Below are 15,027 nucleotides of genomic sequence, written 5' to 3'. Positions count from 1 at the left end.
TCTGACATACCGCGCAGAAAGCAAAAAGGGCCGCCTTGTGGGCAGCCCTTCGTTTCACAATCGATCGTTATGCGCATCTTGACCGGTGGGTCAAGTCACCTGTGGGTCCCGTCGGTCTTTCCAGCGTTCGTATAGCCACAGCAGGTTCCTATAGGTTCGTGGCCCCTCCCTGCGAAGGTCGCCGTCGTCGCAGTCCGCAAGCATTTCGTGTTCGTGCTTGCGCGAATCCTCGATATATACACGGGCGGCAATAACAAGCCCGCAGACGATGGCCCGAATTGTTTGCCTTAGCAACCGCTCGTCAAGGTCCGCTTGACGGATTCCTACTGCGATAAATTCGTAGTAGTTCAGCATGTAACGAACAGCTTCGATTCCCTCGGTGTGCTCCTTGTCGGCCGTCGGCGCGCAGTCGGCAAGCGTGAGCTTGCGGCGCACCCCATCCTGAAGGAGCACTCGATTCAGTTGGTTTCCCTTCTCGATGAATGTGGCGCTGAGTCTGGACTGGAGCAGGGTATTGACCGTGTGCTGTTTGACAGAATTCTGAATGGACACCAATGAAGTACAAATCCACCCAATAACTGCCGCAGCAACGGTAAGAACCACTCCCCAGTTTTGGCGGGTGAGGCGGAAGAGAGGGGCGGCTGCATGTGTTTTGGGGTCGGTTCCCCAGTGCCAGAAGCGTTCTTCACCTATGAGAATGGCCACCAGCGCGACGACAACGAGCAGTAGAAAGGTCAGTATTCTTCTTGGCTTCATGGCAAGAAAAAAGCCCCTTGGACAGGGGCTTTTCTGGAAATTTGTTAGGCTTAAAAGAGGCCGGTACCTTCGTTACGCATAGAGTTCCTCCTCATCATTTGTGAGGCCGCGCTCAGGGTCACAAGGTACGCCCAAGTGCGGCAATGATTAACTTTGCTGCCCGGACACTATACATGAAGTTGACTTTGTAGTCATACGGCGATTACCCCGTATGGGTTCCAGATGCTTGAATGTCGCGGGCCCGCAATTCTACACCGCTAGGTTCATCATTGCATGACGCTACCGGCCGCACAGCGTGGCTGCCAAGGTGTCGCTCCCATCGGCGGTATGGTTATGCAGATGGGGCCGCTTGCGCGAAAATTCAATGCGTCTCCGCCCCCTGTGTCTCTCTGCCCTGGTCGGGGTAGGCCGTGCGCATTGTGGCCAATTGTGTGCCGGCGGGGTTTCGCAGCGGCGGTAAGTTCGCGGTCAGAACTCGATGCAGGTCAGTCGCAAGGCGATCACGCGTCGCGTCGTCAATCGGCTGCCCTACATCCGGTTCGAGCGCGTCGGCTGCATCGTGAGCAAGAGCGCGTGCGACGTTCTGAAGGCGGGAATGGGGCGAGGGTTTCGATGTGATTGCTCATTTTCGATCTGCGAGTGTGATTTCTTCGGCAGCTTTCATGGCGGCTGCCAACAACGCCAGCGCATCAGCGCGCTGCCGTTCGCGGTCGGCTTCGGTAACGACAGGCCTAGCAGCCGCTCCACGACGGTGCACCAGTCAGGCCCATCAGGATCACCCCGGGTCACTTCGCGGCCGGCGGGCGCGTGCAGGCTGAATTTCTGGTTCATCGCGCCTCCCTTGCCAGTTCGCTGGCGCGGAACGCCAGATGATCGTCACGGCCGGCCCGGATGAAAGCAGTGGTGACTTCCAGCATCAGCGTTGCGGCGTGTTGCATCGCGGCTTCGCGCTCGGTTTCGGTGCCATGGGGCGGCAGCAGGAATTGCATGGCGCGCTTGGTGCTTTCCAGCACAGCATGACTCGTTTGCATCGTCGTCGGCCTCATCGGTCAGGTCGGGTTCGGTTTCGGCGGCAGTTTTCAGCGCCAGGGTCAATTCTTCGCGCAGCTTCTGCTTCCAGACGGTCTCGTTCGTTTCGTGCAGCAGCTGCAGCACCGCACGCTGGGCAACGTTGAGGACGTTCCGCTGGATGACTGCGTACTTCGCTGACCGCGCGCTCGAATTCGCTGATTAAGGCGACTTCGCCGCGTTCCTTGGCCAGCTCCAGTTCGGCGCGCGTCGCATTAGTGTTCAGCTTCCGCAGCCGCGCCTTGTTGATTTCTTCGCCAACGTCGCCACCAGTCTGGTAGGCGATCAGTGCCTGCACCGAGTCACCGAGCGCCTATCGGTTGCGACCGATCCGCGCGATGGTTCCATCGCCTGCGCGATCACGAACCCAGCGCGTCGTCATGCCGAACATCGCGGCAAGATCAGCGTCGGTTACTTCCATTTCGAGGATCGCGCTCATGCTGCGGCCCCTCCTGACGTTGTGAGTACGCGCGACGCTGCGGGTGTCCAGTCTCGATATTCGAATGCCAGACCCTTCCAGGAACGCAGCGCGTCACGCAACCGGCCGGCCCCGTCGCGACTATCCAGCGACTGGCGCGTGTCCTGGTTGATCGCGTCGGCCGTCGCCATTGCAGCGGCAATCAGGGCAAAAACGTTGTTCGGATCGACGCCGTTCATTGCTCGATGCCCCCAGCCTGGCGGGCCTGCTCGATCAGTGGGCCGTTCGGGTCGATCTTGCGCACGCCACGCGGCGCGGGATGGCGGCCCTTGCCGTATCGGCGCTTGCCTGCAGGTTTGCGCGGCGCCGCTTTCGGTGCGGGCGCGGGCGTCGGCGCGACTTCGGCAGCGGGTGCCTGTTCGGCGCGGCGGCGGAACAGCTTCAGCAGAAGGCCCTTCATTCGCTCGCTCCCTGCGGTGCGCGCTGCGCGGTCGCCAGGGCGATGGCCACGCGTTCCAGTGCTGTCGCCGTGCGGCGAAGGTCGTTCACCGCGTGCGCCACAACGGGCGCGGTGATGCTGCCGGCCCCTGCCAACAGGGTGCGATATCGCGCCAGCAGGGTGCTGATTTCGCCGAGTTGATTGGCGGCTTCGGTGAGAGTGTTCATGTTAAATTCGACCGGCAATTTTCGTCGCGCGGCGCACGCCTCGCACTCGCTGTTACCGGCGACGGTCTTGGAGTGCGGAAGCGGAGCGTGCCCCCGCTTCGCACCGTTGCAGGCAGACGGCCGGAAACCGACTCACGCGAGTCCGGGAAATCGCAGCTGCGCGCACAGCTGCGACGCACATCACACCACGCTTGCTCGCACTCGCCACCCTACTATCGACATCCCATGGCAACCATCCTGCTGATCGACGACGACAACGCTTTCCGGGAAGGTTTGTCCGAAACGCTCATCGATCTGGGTCACGAAACGATATGTGCGGCCACCGGCGAGCGTGCAATCGCGTTCATCGAAGAAGGTCTTCAGCCGGCATGCGTGTTCCTCGACATCAGGTTGCCCGACCTGGACGGCATAGCGGTGCTCGACAAACTCCGCCGCATCCGCCGCCTCGGTATGGTGCCCGTCGTGGTACTGACGGCCTATGCACGGAGTGACAACACGATCGAGGCCATGCGCCTCGGTGCCTTCGATCATCTGACGAAGCCGGTCGGGCGCGCCGATATCGCCGACCTGCTCGAGCGAGTCTTCACGGCCCACCCGCCAGCCGATGCCGCATTGCATGCGGATGCGGCAGCCAACCCATTCGACGAACCTGTTGGTGCCGAGCCCCGCCTGCTCGGCATCAGCGAAGCCATGCGCGAGGTCCAGAAGTGCATCGGGCGCGTGGCGGCGTCGGACGCGACCGTTCTCATCACGGGCGAAACAGGCACCGGCAAGGAAGTCGCGGCCAAAGTTCTTCACCTTGCCTCATCGCGCGCAGCGGGTCCGTTTGTTCCGGTGAATTGTGCGGCGATTCCTCACGAGCTTCTCGAAAGCGAACTCTTCGGCCACGGCAAAGGAGCGTTCACGGGCGCGACGGTCGAGCGTACCGGCCGCATCGCGGAAGCCCATGGCGGCACGCTGTTTCTCGACGAAGTGGGCGACATGGCGCCCTCCATGCAGGCGAAGCTGCTGCGCGTTCTGCAAGAACAACGAGTCACGCCGCTCGGCATCAATCGGCCCATTTCCGTGGATGTCCGCGTGATTGCCGCAACCCATCGGGATCTGCATGTCATGGCTGCGAACGGAGCATTCCGCGAGGACCTGCTTTACCGGCTTGACGTCATTCCAATTCGCATGCCGCCGCTGCGCGAACGACTGGCCGACATCCTGCCGCTCGCGGCTCATTTTCTCGATGCGACATCAAACCCGGGTGTGCGGAAACGGTTATCCATACAGGCAGAGCGCCGCCTGATCGCGTACACGTGGCCCGGCAACGTACGCGAGCTGCGCAACGCGATGGCGCGCCTGAATGCACTCACGCCCGGCGCCGTCATCACGGAGCGCGACCTGGCATTTCTCATCGCGGCCGATACCCCGTCTCGAGATCCGGCGCTGCCTGCCGCACTGCTCAATCGTCCGCTGTCGGAGGCACTCGCCACTGTCGAACGCGAGATGATTCTGCGCGCGCTCGAACTCGCTGGCGACAATCGTGCAAAAGCTGCAAAGCAGCTCGGCATCAGTCGTCAGTCGCTGTACACGCGAATGGCAAACTTCAATATCGACTAGTGTCGGATTTCCGGACATCCGTGTCCGTGTGTGTTGACACTTCCGGTTCCGTCATGCCGGAAAAGCCTTGCCTGGCCGAACTCCCCATGTGGCATATCCCTTGCTTGCATTGCGCGCAAGTGAAGAATGCGCCGGCGGGTTCCCCTCGCGGACATCACGCGGGGGCACTCCATGCCGCGCCCGCGTTTTTGCGGCGGGGTTTGAGTGAGCACGGACACATATCCGTAGCCTCCGCGATCGACGCTTCAAACAAGATGAATTAGATCAAATGCGGCAGATACGGGGGCCACCCAGCCATGTTGTTCAGACAGACGACTATGCGAGCCAGGCTTGCATTGACCTTCGGCATAGTGGTCGCGCTGGTTCTATGGGTTTCGGGGCTCGCACTCGGCGACGCCAACAACGGCGCAATTGCTTCCAATCTCGACGTGACCGAGAAAACCCGTTCTTTATTGGCGGAGATCCACCGCATCGAAGCCCGGGATAGCCTCGTGGCCCTCTCGATCGCTGATGCTGCCTTGCATGATCAGCGCGAGCAGGCGATCGTGGGGATCGATTCGGTGTCGCCCGCTACCGACCGAGCCCGCCGCCCCAACCGGTGCCTATGCCAATCAATGCGTGGAACATCGCAATTGACGCGCACCAGTGAACCGGACGCCACTCGATCATTCAACTGCCTCCGGCTTTCCCGAGCAAGCTGCATAGACGGCCTGGCCGCAACGCAATGAAGATACTCCGGCGGCGGCAATCGCGGTCGGCCCGTGGCAACCCGCCCTCCGGCGACGGTGTGTGATCCGCTCCGAAGCGAAATGGCCGAAACAATCAGTTGCTGTCCGGACACAACGACTCCCCCCAATGGTTTGAGAACAGGTGACAACGATGAACGTACAACCGATCCAGAGCACGCTACCGGTTCTGCCCAAGACAGCCACCCTGCGCTTTTCCGCTTATGGATTTGGTTGGGGATATCGTGCGTTTTCATTGCCATACGGAATTGTCCGTGCACGCCTGGGCGCCGGGGATACGAGCGAGCAGCAGATGAGACTCGCCTTCGAGCTGAACAGACCTCGGATCCTCCGCGCCGTCGAGCCGTGCGCCCAGACGCCGTATCGAGGCGAGATCATCCCCGTTCCAATCGAAACACTGTAGATGAGGTCATCCAGCGCACGTGGTCTGCGTGGCCGATCATCGCCTCGGCCACTCATCCGCTACGGGGATGGCACTGCCCTCCGGGCGGCACGGCCCGGCATCGAGAAGACGATCACGCCCGGCAAGCCGAGATTGACCGAGACAGTGACTTGCGCGAACACCCGGTCGCGATACGTCGCGGCGACAACGCCGTTACACGGGTTGGGCGGCTCCCGGTTGCCGATGAGCGATTCGAATGCGGCAGCGGCGATCGCAGCGCTGGCCCCATGTTCGATGAAAAATGCCGGCCGGAGGCGGAAGGCGTGCGCACGCTTGCGCCGCCGATGCAACCGATCGGCAGTCATGCGTGCGTCGATTTCGACGCAATGCTGCCATCAGCCCGGATTTGACCTTCCCTGCTGTACCTGCAGCCGTCTTCCCATACGAGCACAAGCATGCCCGCATTCACTTCGATCGAGAAAGTTGCCGATTGGGCCGGCCGAAACCATCTGGTCATCGGTGCCCTGGGTACGCTGATATCGATCGCGGCGCTCGGCATCAGCGCGGCGACGCTGTGGGCGTCGCAGAGCGAAGTCATCGAGCATGCACATGAGACATCGCGCAACGTCGCCGCCGTCCTGGTCAGCGAAATCGCCCGAACCGTCGAAACGTCGAACGGCACGCTGGTCGCACTTGCATCCAATCTCGGCAGCCCCGCGGTGCGACGCATGGATCCGAAGCTGCGGCACGATCTGCTCTTCGAGCGCCCCGTCGCGCAGTACCTGACCGGCATGGGCGTGACGGACCGGTACGGCCAGTTGATCGACGGTTGTTGCGGGCCAACCCATCATTGGAACTTCAGCGACCGCGACTACTTCACCGTCCATCGTGATTCCGACAACGTCGGCCTCTATATGTCCGCGGTGTATCGCGCGCGTGCGCGCAATGGAAAGGAGTCCGTCGCGCTGTCGCAGCGCATCGAACTGCCGGATCATACGTTCAACGGAATCGCGGTGGTCGCCATCGACCTCGCGTACTTCGATCAGCTCCTGTCTCGCCTCGACGTCGGACCGAACGGGATCAGCGCGATCGTGCGCGCAGACGGCACGGTCCTCGCAAGAAATCCGTCTTTGAACGAACAGCAGATGATCGGCCTGCGCCGCTCGAAGTCCTTCGAGCGGATGGTCAGCAACGAATCGGGCTTCTATTCCGCGCGTTCGAGCATCGACGGCACCGTGCGGCTGTATACATACCAGCGCGTGCCGGGCACGCCGCTGATCGCCGTCGTCGCGCCGGCCGAGCACGACGTGCTGGCGGGCATTACGCGCCTGTCGTGGACGGTCGGCGTGTCGGCGTCAGTGATTAGCGCGGTGTTCTGTGCAGTAGTGTGGCTGTTGGCGTTCGCCTTGCGGGACAATCTTCGCAAGCAGATCCTGCTCACGGACCTCACACGGACCGATCCGCTGACGGGCCTGCGCAACCGCCGCGCACTCGATATCGCGCTGGCAGACGAATGGGAACGGCTGCAGCGCGGCAACGACAGCAGCCTGTCGGTGCTGTTCATCGACGCCGACGACTTCAAGCAATACAACGATCGGCACGGACACGCGCAGGGCGACACGGCGCTGCGCTTTCTCGCCACGTGCATCGGCACGCATACGCGGCGGCGCTGCGATCTCGCCGCGCGCTACGGCGGCGAGGAGTTCGTCGTGGTGTTGCCGGATACGGACGAAAACGGCGCCGCGCAGGTCGCGGAGGCGATTCGCCGCGAAGTCGAACGCAACTGCCTCGACGGGTTTGCGGAAACCGTTCCGGCCTTCACCGTCAGCATCGGCTGCGCGACCGGCCATCGTGCGCGCCCCGCGTCCGTGGATGCGCTGTCGCATCAGGCCGACATGGCGCTTTATCGTGCGAAGCGCGAAGGCAGAAACCGCGTGTGTTGCGCGGAAAGGGGGCTCCTTGATTTCCCCGCAATTTACAGGTGTAGGTCGGCCTAGCTGCAACAAGGCCGAGCGCTCCCCCTAAGACAAACCAGCGATCGACGACACGCGTCGACAATCGCACGCACGATACCTTACATGACGGCCCCAAGCTGCCACGGCACGAACTCGTTGTGCCCATATCCGTGCAGCTCGCTCTTCGACGCCTGCCCCGACGCGGTCGCGAGCATCAGCCGGAAGATCGCTTCGCCGACTTCGTCGACCGACTGCACGCCGTCGATGATCGTCCCGCAGTTCAGGTCGATGTCGTCCTGCTGGCGCTGCCACAACGCGGTATTCGTGCCGAGCTTCAGCGACGGCGACGGCGCGCAGCCGTACGCCGAGCCGCGCCCGGTCGTGAAGCAGATCAGGTTCGCTCCGCCTGCGACCTGGCCGGTCGCCGACACCGGGTCGTAGCCCGGCGTATCCATGAACACCAGCCCGCGCGCATCGACCGGCTCCGCATAGCGATACACGTCGACCAGGTTCGCGGTGCCGCCCTTCGCAACCGCGCCCAGCGATTTCTCGAGGATCGTCGTCAGCCCGCCCGCCTTGTTGCCCGCGGACGGATTGTTGTCCATGCTCGCGTTCATCTGCGTGCAGTAGGCCTCCCACCAGCGGACCCGTTCGAGCAACTTCGCGCCGATGGCCGGCGACACCGCGCGGCGCGTCAGCAGGTGCTCCGCGCCGTAGATTTCCGGCGTTTCCGACAGGATCGCGGTCCCGCCGTGCGCAACGAGCCGGTCAACCGCCGCGCCGAGCGCCGGATTCGCGCTGATGCCGGAATAACCGTCCGAGCCGCCGCATTGCAGCCCGACGACGAGGTGACTCGCATCGACCGGTTCGCGCCGCACCTGGTTCGCGCCTGCGAGCATCGCCTTCAGCTGTTCGATGCCGGCGGCGACCGTGCGTGCCGTGCCGCCCGTCGCCTGGATCGTCATCGTCCTGAGCGTTGCGCCCTCGTGCAGGCCGTGCGCGTCGAGCAGCCCGTCGATCTGGTTGGTTTCGCAACCGAGGCCGACCACAAGCACCGCCGCGAAATTCGAATGCCGCGCATAGCCGGCGAGCGTGCGCCTCAGCAACGCCAGCCCTTCACCCTGCGCGTCCAGTGCGCATCCCTGCCCGTGCGTCAGCGCGACGACGCCATCCACGTTTGGATAATCGGCGAGCGCCTGTGGGTTCACGTCACGGCGGAAGTAGTCCGCGATCGCGCGCGCGGCAGTGGCCGAGCAATTGACCGACGTCAGGATGCCGATATAGTTGCGCGTCGCGACCCGGCCGTCCGCGCGCACGATGCCCATGAATTGCGCCCGGGGTCGCGTCGCTGCCGCCAGCTTCGCATCCGCGCCGAACGCGTGGTCGCGCGTGAATTCGCCGATCGCGAGGTTCTGCGTGTGGACGTGTTCGCCGGCCGCGATGTCGCGGGTCGCGAAGCCGATGACCTGGCCGTAGCGACGAATCGGCGCGCCGGCGCGCAGGTCACGCACGGCAACCTTGTGTCCGGCCGGCACGAGCCCGCGCACGCCGACTCCCGGGGCGAGCGGCATACCGGCAACCAGTTGCCGGCGCGCGATCACGACGTCGTCGTCGGGATGCAGGCGGATCGCCAGCTCGCCCGCGTCGCGCTCGAGCGGTGCTTCGATTGGCGTAACGGCATTCATACAGCGACCTCCGTCGATGCGGCGGCGCACGGCGTAGCTGGGGTCGCCACGCCGTCAATCAGGCGCGGCAGCCGCCACGGGTTCGCGTCCTGCAGCGCGGGTGGCAGCGCTGCGTCCGGATAGTTCTGGTAGCAGACCGGGCGCAGGAAGCGCTCGATCGCGGCGCTGCCCACGGACGTTCCGCGTGCATCCGTCGTCGCCGGGTACGGCCCGCCGTGGACGATCGCGTCGCTGACTTCGACGCCGGTCGGAAACCCGTTGAACAGCAGGCGACCCACGCGCGTCTCGAGCCGCGCGACCAGCTCGCCGTGGCGCATCAGTTCGTCGGTGTCCCCGAGGAGCGTCGCGGTAAGCTGGCCGCGCATCGCGTCGGCAAACGCCAGGAAGTCGCGCGCGTCGTCCAGCTCGACGACGACGGTCGACGGACCGAACACCTCGTCCTGCAACGAACGACCGTCGAGCAGCGCGTGCCGATCCGCCAGAAACAGATGCCCGCCGACGCGCTGGCCGTCCTGCACAGCGACGAGCGTGTCGACCCCGGGTGTCGCACGCAGCACCGAGACACCGCGCGCGAAGTGCTGCCGGATCCCGTCGCCGAGCATCGCCTGCGGCGCGGCGTCGCCGAGCGCGTCGCGCAACTGCGCGACGAACGCGCTGAACGCCGGCGACCGCACGCCGAGCACGAGGCCCGGGTTCGTGCACAGCTGGCCGCAGCCGAGCGTCACGGATGCCGCCAGATCGCGCGCGAGCGCCGCGCTGCGCGTGGCGAGCGCGGACGGCAGCACGAACACCGGGTTCACACTGGACATCTCGGCGAATACCGGAATCGGCTCGGGCCGGGCCTGCGCGAGGTCGAACAGCGCGCGCCCCGCCGCGAGCGAGCCGGTGAAACCGACCGCCTTGATCGGCGCCGCCTGCACGAGCGCGGCGCCGGCCGCCGCCGTGCCGTAGACCAGATTGAACACGCCCGCGGGCAGCCCGACGCGCTCGACCGCACGCGCGACCGAATCGGCGACGTATTCCGACGTCGCCATATGGCCGGGATGCGCCTTCACGACGACCGGGCAGCCGGCCGCCAGCGCCGACGCGGTATCGCCGCCCGCGACCGAGAACGCGATCGGGAAATTGCTCGCGCCGAACACCGCGACCGGGCCGACGCCGACGCGGTACTGGCGCAGGTCGGCACGCGCGAGCGGCAGGCGCGCCGGTTGCGCTTGGTCGATCCGTACGCCGAGAAAATCGCCGCGACGCACGGTGGCCGCGAACAGCCGCAGCTGGTTGCTGGTGCGCGTGCGCTCGCTTTCGAGCCGAGCCGCCGGCAGCGCCGTCTCACGGCGGGCTTCGGCGATGAACGCGTCCCCGAGCGCATCGATCCCGTCGGCGATCGCGTCGAGCAGCGCGGCGCGTGCGGCGGGCGACGTGGCGCGCAGCACCGGGAACGCGCGTGCCGCCGCGTGCGCGGCGTCCGACACTTCGTCGGGCGTCGCGTCGCGATAGCTGACTGCGTGTCGCTCGCCGGTGATCGCGTCGACGCTGTACAGCGGCTCGCCTGCGCCGCGGCGCTGGCCATCGATATGGTGAAGTCCGGAAAGGCTCATGAGTAGGGTCCGAAGTGCAGGAAGAACAGAGTGGGTGTCACGCCGCCTCGGACGAACCGAGCGTCGCCGTGCGTGCACGGCGGGCCTGCGCGCCGATGCTCATCAGCAGCAGCACGCCGACCCCGCCCGCTATCGCGAGCGCGAGCATGCCCGCCTGCCGGCTGTGGAAGGCCGTCTCGACCGCCGTCTTGAGGGTCGGCGCGATGAAGCCGCCGAGGTTGCCGAGCGCGCCGATCAGCGCGATGCCGCTGGCGGCCGCGGTGCCGCTCAGGTACGCGGTCGGCAGCGTCCAGAACAGCGGCTGGACGACAACGAAGCCGATCGTCGCGCAGCAGAACGCGAGCAGGACCGGCGCGAGCGCATGGCCGAGCGTCGACAGCGCGATGCCAGCGGCCGCCATCGCCAGCATGGCGATCGCGAACTGGCGATGCCGGCCGCGCGCGTCGGCCATGCCGGTGACCGGACGCAGCGCCAGCAGCGCGCACAGCCACGGGATCGCGGTCAGCAGGCCGACCTTCGCGCCGATGGCGGTGCCGGTCAGCTCCGAGATTCGCGTCGGCAGGTAGAAGATCACGCCGTACACGCTGACCTGGATCGCGAAGTAGATCGCGACGAAGCGCAGTACCTGCAAGTTGCCGAGCGCGCCGAGCGCCGAGCGCGGGCCGTGGGTGACCTTGTGCTGGTCCTCGGCGGCGATCGCGGCTTCGAGCGCGGCCTTTTCGGCGGCATCGAGCCATTTCGCGTCGCGCGGCTTGCTCACGAGGTAGAAGAACGCGATCACGCCTACCAGCGACGCCGCGAGGCCTTCGATGATGAACATCCACTGCCAGTTGCGCAGCCCGAGCTGGCCGCCCATCACGTCGAGCAGCAGGCCGGACAGCGGACTGCCCAGCACGAGCGCGACCGGCAGGCCGAAGTAGTACACGCCGAGCGCCTTGCCGCGCTGGCTTGCCGGGAACCAGTAGGTCGAATAGAGGATCACGCCGGGCGAGAAGCCCGCCTCGGCGACGCCCAGGATGAAACGCAGTACGTAGAACGACGTCTCGTCGTGCGCGAACATCATCGCGGCCGACGCGAGACCCCAGGTCACCATGATGCGGCTCAGCCAGACCCGCGCGCCGACCCGGTGCAGGATCAGGTTGCTTGGGATCTCGAACACTGCATAGCCGATGAAGAAGATGCCAGCGCCGAGCGCATAGGCGGCGTTGCCGATGTTCGAATCGACCATCAGGGCCTGCTTCACGAAGCCGACGTTCGAGCGGTCGAGCATCGACAGCGCAAACATCAGCGCGAGGAACGGGACCAGCCGCAGGCGGGCCTTGTGCACGGCGCTGGCGAGCGGATCGGGATGAACGGCTTGGGTCTGCATGAGGTGTCTCCGGTGGCGGGCCGCCACGTTGGCGGCCCACATCTGGTGTCGAACGCGCCCGGCCTTCTCGTCGGCGTGCCGGGTCGCAACGGGGGTGTCGCTCAGCGCGACGCGCCGAGCAGGCCGCGCGCGGCTAGGTTGGCCATCAGCGCGCGCACGCCGAATGTCCAAGGTGCGATGCGCTCGCTCGTGCCGACGCGGTTGACCAGCGTGCCGAGCAGGCGGCTCGAGATCGTCACGATATCGCCGGCCTTGTGGGTGAAGCCGCCGCCCGCCGTGTCGCGATCCTCGACCGGCGCGAACAGCGTGCCGAGGAACAGCATCGCGCCGTCCGGGTACTGGTGCGTCGCGCCGATCGCCTGCGCGACGAGATCGAGCGGATCGCGGGTGATCTGGTCCATCGAGCTCGTGCCGTGCAGCACGAAGCCATCCTCCCCTTCGACACGCAGCGCCACCGTCGCGCGCCGCACGTCGTCGATCGAGAAGCTTTCGTCGAACAGCCGCACGAACGGGCCGATCGCGCACGAGCCGTTGTTGTCCTTGGCCTTGCCCAGGAGCAGCGCGCTTCGCCCTTCGAAGTCGCGCAGGTTCACGTCGTTGCCCAGCGTCGCGCCGCGCACGCGGCCGCGGCTGTCGATCGCGAGCACGATCTCCGGCTCCGGGTTGTTCCAGACGGAGCCCGGATGCACGCCGATTGCCGTGCCCGACCCCAGCGACGACAGCACCGGCGCCTTCGTGAAAATCTCCGCGTCCGGGCCGATGCCGACTTCCAGGTACTGGGACCACATGCCGCGCGCGATCAGCAGTTGCTTCAGTTCCTGCGCTTGCGCTGAGCCGGGCCGCAGCGTCGCGAGACGGTCTCCGACCAGCGACTGGATCTCCTCGCGCAACTGCGCGGCGCCGTGCGGATCGCCCTTGGTCCGCTCCTCGATCACGCGCTCGATCAGGCTGCCGGCGAACGTGACGCCCGCCGCCTTGATCACCTGCAGGTCGCATGGCGCGAGCAAGTGCGCGGCGCCGGCGTCTCCTGTGTCGGCCGGCGCGTTCGCCAGCAGACTGTCGAGCGTGCCGATCCACCGCCCCGGCATGCCGCGCACGACGGCAACCGGGTCGTCGCGCTCGAGCAGGTCGCTCATCGTCGGCGCGACATCGGACAGGTCGAACACACCATCTTCCCGCACGGCGACGAGCGCCGGCCCGGCGGGCGTGGACGCGGTGGCCGGCAGCCATGCGCGCCCGACGAGCGTGCCGGCGGCGCCGTCCTCGGGGAGCGTGTTGCGGGCGGTCAGGGCAAGCGGCAGGGTCATCGTCGTCTCCAGGATCGTTGTCAGGGCACGCCGGCCGGCGTCGCGGCGAGCAAAGCGAATGTCAGCCACTTTAGGGACGATTGCCATAACAATCCAATCGCTTATTCAGTAGAATCGATTCCGATCAGTTATCGATATGACCGGGTTTACCTGATGCGCCCCACGACCGTCCCGCCGCCCTCGACCCTCCTTGTCCGCCTGCGTTTCCGCCACCTGCAGTTGCTCGATGTGCTCGGGCGCACCCGCAACCTGCGCATCGCCGCCGAGCAGATGCACATCACGCAGCCGGCCGCCACCAAGATCCTCGGCGACATCGAGGACATGCTGGAAACGCCGCTGTTCACCCGCCTGCCGCGCGAGATGCGCCCGACCGAGCTGGGCCTGTTCGCGATCCGCTACGCGAGCGCCGCCGTCGCCGATCTCGGCCGGTTCGCCGGTGAGTTCGACACGCTGCGCGCGGGCGGACACGGTCACCTGACGATCGGCGCGATTTCCGCGTCGGCGGCGCAGGTCGTGGCCGACGGCATCCGCGACATCCTGCGCGAGCGGCCGCGCCTCGTGGTCAAGCTGGTCGAGCAGAGCAGCGATCAACTGGCCGCCTGGCTCGAAGAGAAGAAGATCGACATCATGGTCGGCCGGCTGACCGAGCCACGTCACCAGGCGATCTTCGATTTCGAGGCATTGGCGGCCGAGCCGGTGTGGGTGGTCTGCGGCCGGCACCATCCGCTGCTCGCGCACGCGCGGCCGGAGTTCGCGGATCTCGCCGCATGGCCATGGGTGCTCTACCCGCCGGCTACCGCGATCCGTCAGCTGTTCGAGGAAACCATTGCCGCTGCGGGCATCCGCTCGGTGGCCGGGATGATCGAGACGTCGTCGATTTTCTCGACGCTGCAACTGCTGCAGTCGAGCGACACGCTGTCGCTGCAACCGCGCGCCGCGGTCGAGAAATACGTCGCCGAAGGGCTGCTTGGCCAGTTGCCGGTGCCGATCCGCCGGTCGATGAGCCGATATGGCGTCGTGACGCGCAAGGGCGAGCGGCCGTCGGAGCCAATGGCTGCGTTTATTGACGCGCTTCGCCGGGCCGTTGGCCGCAAGGCGGAACAGGAGGATTGATCGCCGCGGAAGATCGTCGGGCGTCGGTCGAATCTGTCGACCGCGGTTGGTGCGTCCGAACAGCGTCGGAATTCTCACGGTGAATCACCGCTGTTGAATTTGCTTCGGCAGGTGGGCGGGCAGCCGAGGTGGCAGGTGTCGTGTTGCTGTTGCGGCGGGCACCGAACCGATCCGAACGAACAGAACACGCAGCAGTCAACAGGCCGGAAGCGAATCCGATAAGATAAGTATTCTTATCACAATGCACTGATTTTCATTCAAAACTCGACCGTGAACAAATACACCGGGCAACGCGCCCCCTCCTGCCCGCGACCCGGTATTTGCCGGGCTCGGCATGACGAAACGCGAAGGCACGCAAA

General features: G+C 65.6%; 18 protein-coding genes. 5 read left to right on the top strand and 13 right to left on the bottom strand.

The window, feature by feature from the left end:
* Positions 1 to 90: 90 nt before the first annotated feature.
* The 8 genes from AC1Z3W_RS16835 to AC1Z3W_RS16800 all read right to left on the bottom strand — a co-directional run bounded on the left by AC1Z3W_RS16835 (position 91) and on the right by AC1Z3W_RS16800 (position 2,908).
* Positions 91 to 756 (bottom strand): DUF4760 domain-containing protein, encoded by a 666-nt coding sequence (locus AC1Z3W_RS16835; RefSeq protein ID WP_057926986.1) that lies wholly within the window; start codon positions 754 to 756, stop codon positions 91 to 93.
* A 660-nt stretch (positions 757 to 1,416) separates the two neighbouring features.
* Positions 1,417 to 1,587 (bottom strand): hypothetical protein, encoded by a 171-nt coding sequence (locus tag AC1Z3W_RS16830; protein WP_483508038.1) that lies wholly within the window; start codon positions 1,585 to 1,587, stop codon positions 1,417 to 1,419.
* Positions 1,584 to 1,769 carry a hypothetical protein gene (locus AC1Z3W_RS16825; RefSeq protein ID WP_124833482.1) on the bottom strand — a complete coding sequence of 62 codons (186 nt, stop codon included), beginning with the start codon at positions 1,767 to 1,769 and terminating at the stop codon, positions 1,584 to 1,586. Before AC1Z3W_RS16825 ends, AC1Z3W_RS16830 begins: the two co-directional genes overlap by 4 nt.
* Before the next feature lie 29 nt (positions 1,770 to 1,798).
* Positions 1,799 to 2,122, bottom strand: coding sequence for a hypothetical protein (locus AC1Z3W_RS16820; RefSeq protein ID WP_483508036.1), 324 nt, complete (start codon positions 2,120 to 2,122; stop codon positions 1,799 to 1,801).
* A gap of 15 nt (positions 2,123 to 2,137) precedes the next feature.
* Entirely contained in the window at positions 2,138 to 2,263 is a 126-nt protein-coding gene (locus AC1Z3W_RS16815) for a hypothetical protein (RefSeq protein WP_260428248.1), read from the bottom strand.
* Positions 2,260 to 2,481, bottom strand: coding sequence for a hypothetical protein (locus tag AC1Z3W_RS16810; protein ID WP_057926988.1), 222 nt, complete (start codon positions 2,479 to 2,481; stop codon positions 2,260 to 2,262). Before AC1Z3W_RS16810 ends, AC1Z3W_RS16815 begins: the two co-directional genes overlap by 4 nt.
* A complete protein-coding gene (locus AC1Z3W_RS16805; RefSeq protein ID WP_483508035.1) occupies positions 2,478 to 2,702 on the bottom strand; it encodes a hypothetical protein in 225 nt (74 codons plus the stop codon). The genes AC1Z3W_RS16810 and AC1Z3W_RS16805 overlap by 4 nt, the downstream gene beginning before the upstream one ends.
* The gene (locus AC1Z3W_RS16800; protein ID WP_483508034.1) at positions 2,699 to 2,908 is read right to left on the bottom strand and encodes a hypothetical protein; all 210 of its coding nucleotides are present in this window, start codon (positions 2,906 to 2,908) and stop codon (positions 2,699 to 2,701) included. Before AC1Z3W_RS16800 ends, AC1Z3W_RS16805 begins: the two co-directional genes overlap by 4 nt.
* Before the next feature lie 225 nt (positions 2,909 to 3,133).
* On the opposite strand from AC1Z3W_RS16800, the gene AC1Z3W_RS16795 reads away from it, so the two are divergent.
* From AC1Z3W_RS16795 to AC1Z3W_RS16785, 3 genes are all read left to right on the top strand, one after another.
* The gene (locus AC1Z3W_RS16795) at positions 3,134 to 4,513 is read left to right on the top strand and encodes a sigma-54-dependent transcriptional regulator (protein WP_483508033.1); all 1,380 of its coding nucleotides are present in this window, start codon (positions 3,134 to 3,136) and stop codon (positions 4,511 to 4,513) included.
* Positions 4,514 to 4,809: 296 nt separating this feature from the next.
* Positions 4,810 to 5,241, top strand: a complete 432-nt coding sequence (locus tag AC1Z3W_RS16790) for a hypothetical protein (RefSeq protein ID WP_483508032.1) — start codon at positions 4,810 to 4,812, stop codon at positions 5,239 to 5,241.
* A gap of 151 nt (positions 5,242 to 5,392) precedes the next feature.
* Complete coding sequence (locus tag AC1Z3W_RS16785) at positions 5,393 to 5,662, top strand: hypothetical protein (protein WP_483508031.1); 270 nt, start codon at positions 5,393 to 5,395, stop codon at positions 5,660 to 5,662.
* A 59-nt stretch (positions 5,663 to 5,721) separates the two neighbouring features.
* Here the strand turns inward: AC1Z3W_RS16785 and AC1Z3W_RS16780 are convergent, their stop codons facing one another.
* A complete protein-coding gene (locus AC1Z3W_RS16780) occupies positions 5,722 to 6,006 on the bottom strand; it encodes a hypothetical protein (RefSeq protein WP_483508030.1) in 285 nt (94 codons plus the stop codon).
* Positions 6,007 to 6,096: 90 nt separating this feature from the next.
* Here AC1Z3W_RS16780 and AC1Z3W_RS16775 point away from each other — a divergent pair, with 90 nt between their 5' ends.
* Positions 6,097 to 7,638 (top strand): sensor domain-containing diguanylate cyclase, encoded by a 1,542-nt coding sequence (locus AC1Z3W_RS16775; protein WP_483508029.1) that lies wholly within the window; start codon positions 6,097 to 6,099, stop codon positions 7,636 to 7,638.
* 77 nt (positions 7,639 to 7,715) lie between these two features.
* On the opposite strand, the gene AC1Z3W_RS16770 is transcribed toward AC1Z3W_RS16775, so the two are convergent.
* From AC1Z3W_RS16770 to AC1Z3W_RS16755, 4 genes are all read right to left on the bottom strand, one after another.
* Complete coding sequence (locus tag AC1Z3W_RS16770) at positions 7,716 to 9,281, bottom strand: UxaA family hydrolase (RefSeq protein WP_483508028.1); 1,566 nt, start codon at positions 9,279 to 9,281, stop codon at positions 7,716 to 7,718.
* Positions 9,278 to 10,879 (bottom strand): aldehyde dehydrogenase (NADP(+)), encoded by a 1,602-nt coding sequence (locus AC1Z3W_RS16765; RefSeq protein ID WP_057926997.1) that lies wholly within the window; start codon positions 10,877 to 10,879, stop codon positions 9,278 to 9,280. The genes AC1Z3W_RS16770 and AC1Z3W_RS16765 overlap by 4 nt, the downstream gene beginning before the upstream one ends.
* Positions 10,880 to 10,916: 37 nt before the next feature.
* Positions 10,917 to 12,248, bottom strand: coding sequence for an MFS transporter (locus AC1Z3W_RS16760; RefSeq protein WP_124833470.1), 1,332 nt, complete (start codon positions 12,246 to 12,248; stop codon positions 10,917 to 10,919).
* Positions 12,249 to 12,349: 101 nt separating this feature from the next.
* Complete coding sequence (locus tag AC1Z3W_RS16755; protein ID WP_483508027.1) at positions 12,350 to 13,555, bottom strand: fumarylacetoacetate hydrolase family protein; 1,206 nt, start codon at positions 13,553 to 13,555, stop codon at positions 12,350 to 12,352.
* Positions 13,556 to 13,708: 153 nt separating this feature from the next.
* Between AC1Z3W_RS16755 and AC1Z3W_RS16750 the strand changes: the two genes are divergently transcribed.
* Positions 13,709 to 14,668 (top strand): LysR family transcriptional regulator, encoded by a 960-nt coding sequence (locus tag AC1Z3W_RS16750; protein ID WP_057926998.1) that lies wholly within the window; start codon positions 13,709 to 13,711, stop codon positions 14,666 to 14,668.
* Positions 14,669 to 15,027: the final 359 nt, after the last annotated feature.

The organism is Burkholderia sp. 10_S31 (assembly GCF_056930375.1).
Note: the sequence above shows the minus strand (reverse complement) of the source record. Positions and strands in the feature narration are given on the sequence as shown.

What these genes read in the sequence shown, in the direction of transcription:
- AC1Z3W_RS16835 (WP_057926986.1), bottom strand. Translation starts at nt 756, where the DNA reads ATGAAGCCAAGAAGAATACTGACCTTTCTACTGCTCGTTGTCGTCGCG.
- AC1Z3W_RS16830 (WP_483508038.1), bottom strand. Translation starts at nt 1,587, where the DNA reads ATGAACCAGAAATTCAGCCTGCACGCGCCCGCCGGCCGCGAAGTGACC.
- AC1Z3W_RS16815 (WP_260428248.1), bottom strand. Translation starts at nt 2,263, where the DNA reads ATGAGCGCGATCCTCGAAATGGAAGTAACCGACGCTGATCTTGCCGCG.
- AC1Z3W_RS16810 (WP_057926988.1), bottom strand. Translation starts at nt 2,481, where the DNA reads ATGAACGGCGTCGATCCGAACAACGTTTTTGCCCTGATTGCCGCTGCA.
- AC1Z3W_RS16805 (WP_483508035.1), bottom strand. Translation starts at nt 2,702, where the DNA reads ATGAAGGGCCTTCTGCTGAAGCTGTTCCGCCGCCGCGCCGAACAGGCA.
- AC1Z3W_RS16800 (WP_483508034.1), bottom strand. Translation starts at nt 2,908, where the DNA reads ATGAACACTCTCACCGAAGCCGCCAATCAACTCGGCGAAATCAGCACC.
- AC1Z3W_RS16795 (WP_483508033.1), top strand. Translation starts at nt 3,134, where the DNA reads ATGGCAACCATCCTGCTGATCGACGACGACAACGCTTTCCGGGAAGGT.
- AC1Z3W_RS16790 (WP_483508032.1), top strand. Translation starts at nt 4,810, where the DNA reads ATGTTGTTCAGACAGACGACTATGCGAGCCAGGCTTGCATTGACCTTC.
- AC1Z3W_RS16785 (WP_483508031.1), top strand. Translation starts at nt 5,393, where the DNA reads ATGAACGTACAACCGATCCAGAGCACGCTACCGGTTCTGCCCAAGACA.
- AC1Z3W_RS16780 (WP_483508030.1), bottom strand. Translation starts at nt 6,006, where the DNA reads ATGACTGCCGATCGGTTGCATCGGCGGCGCAAGCGTGCGCACGCCTTC.
- AC1Z3W_RS16775 (WP_483508029.1), top strand. Translation starts at nt 6,097, where the DNA reads ATGCCCGCATTCACTTCGATCGAGAAAGTTGCCGATTGGGCCGGCCGA.
- AC1Z3W_RS16770 (WP_483508028.1), bottom strand. Translation starts at nt 9,281, where the DNA reads ATGAATGCCGTTACGCCAATCGAAGCACCGCTCGAGCGCGACGCGGGC.
- AC1Z3W_RS16765 (WP_057926997.1), bottom strand. Translation starts at nt 10,879, where the DNA reads ATGAGCCTTTCCGGACTTCACCATATCGATGGCCAGCGCCGCGGCGCA.
- AC1Z3W_RS16760 (WP_124833470.1), bottom strand. Translation starts at nt 12,248, where the DNA reads ATGCAGACCCAAGCCGTTCATCCCGATCCGCTCGCCAGCGCCGTGCAC.
- AC1Z3W_RS16755 (WP_483508027.1), bottom strand. Translation starts at nt 13,555, where the DNA reads ATGACCCTGCCGCTTGCCCTGACCGCCCGCAACACGCTCCCCGAGGAC.
- AC1Z3W_RS16750 (WP_057926998.1), top strand. Translation starts at nt 13,709, where the DNA reads ATGCGCCCCACGACCGTCCCGCCGCCCTCGACCCTCCTTGTCCGCCTG.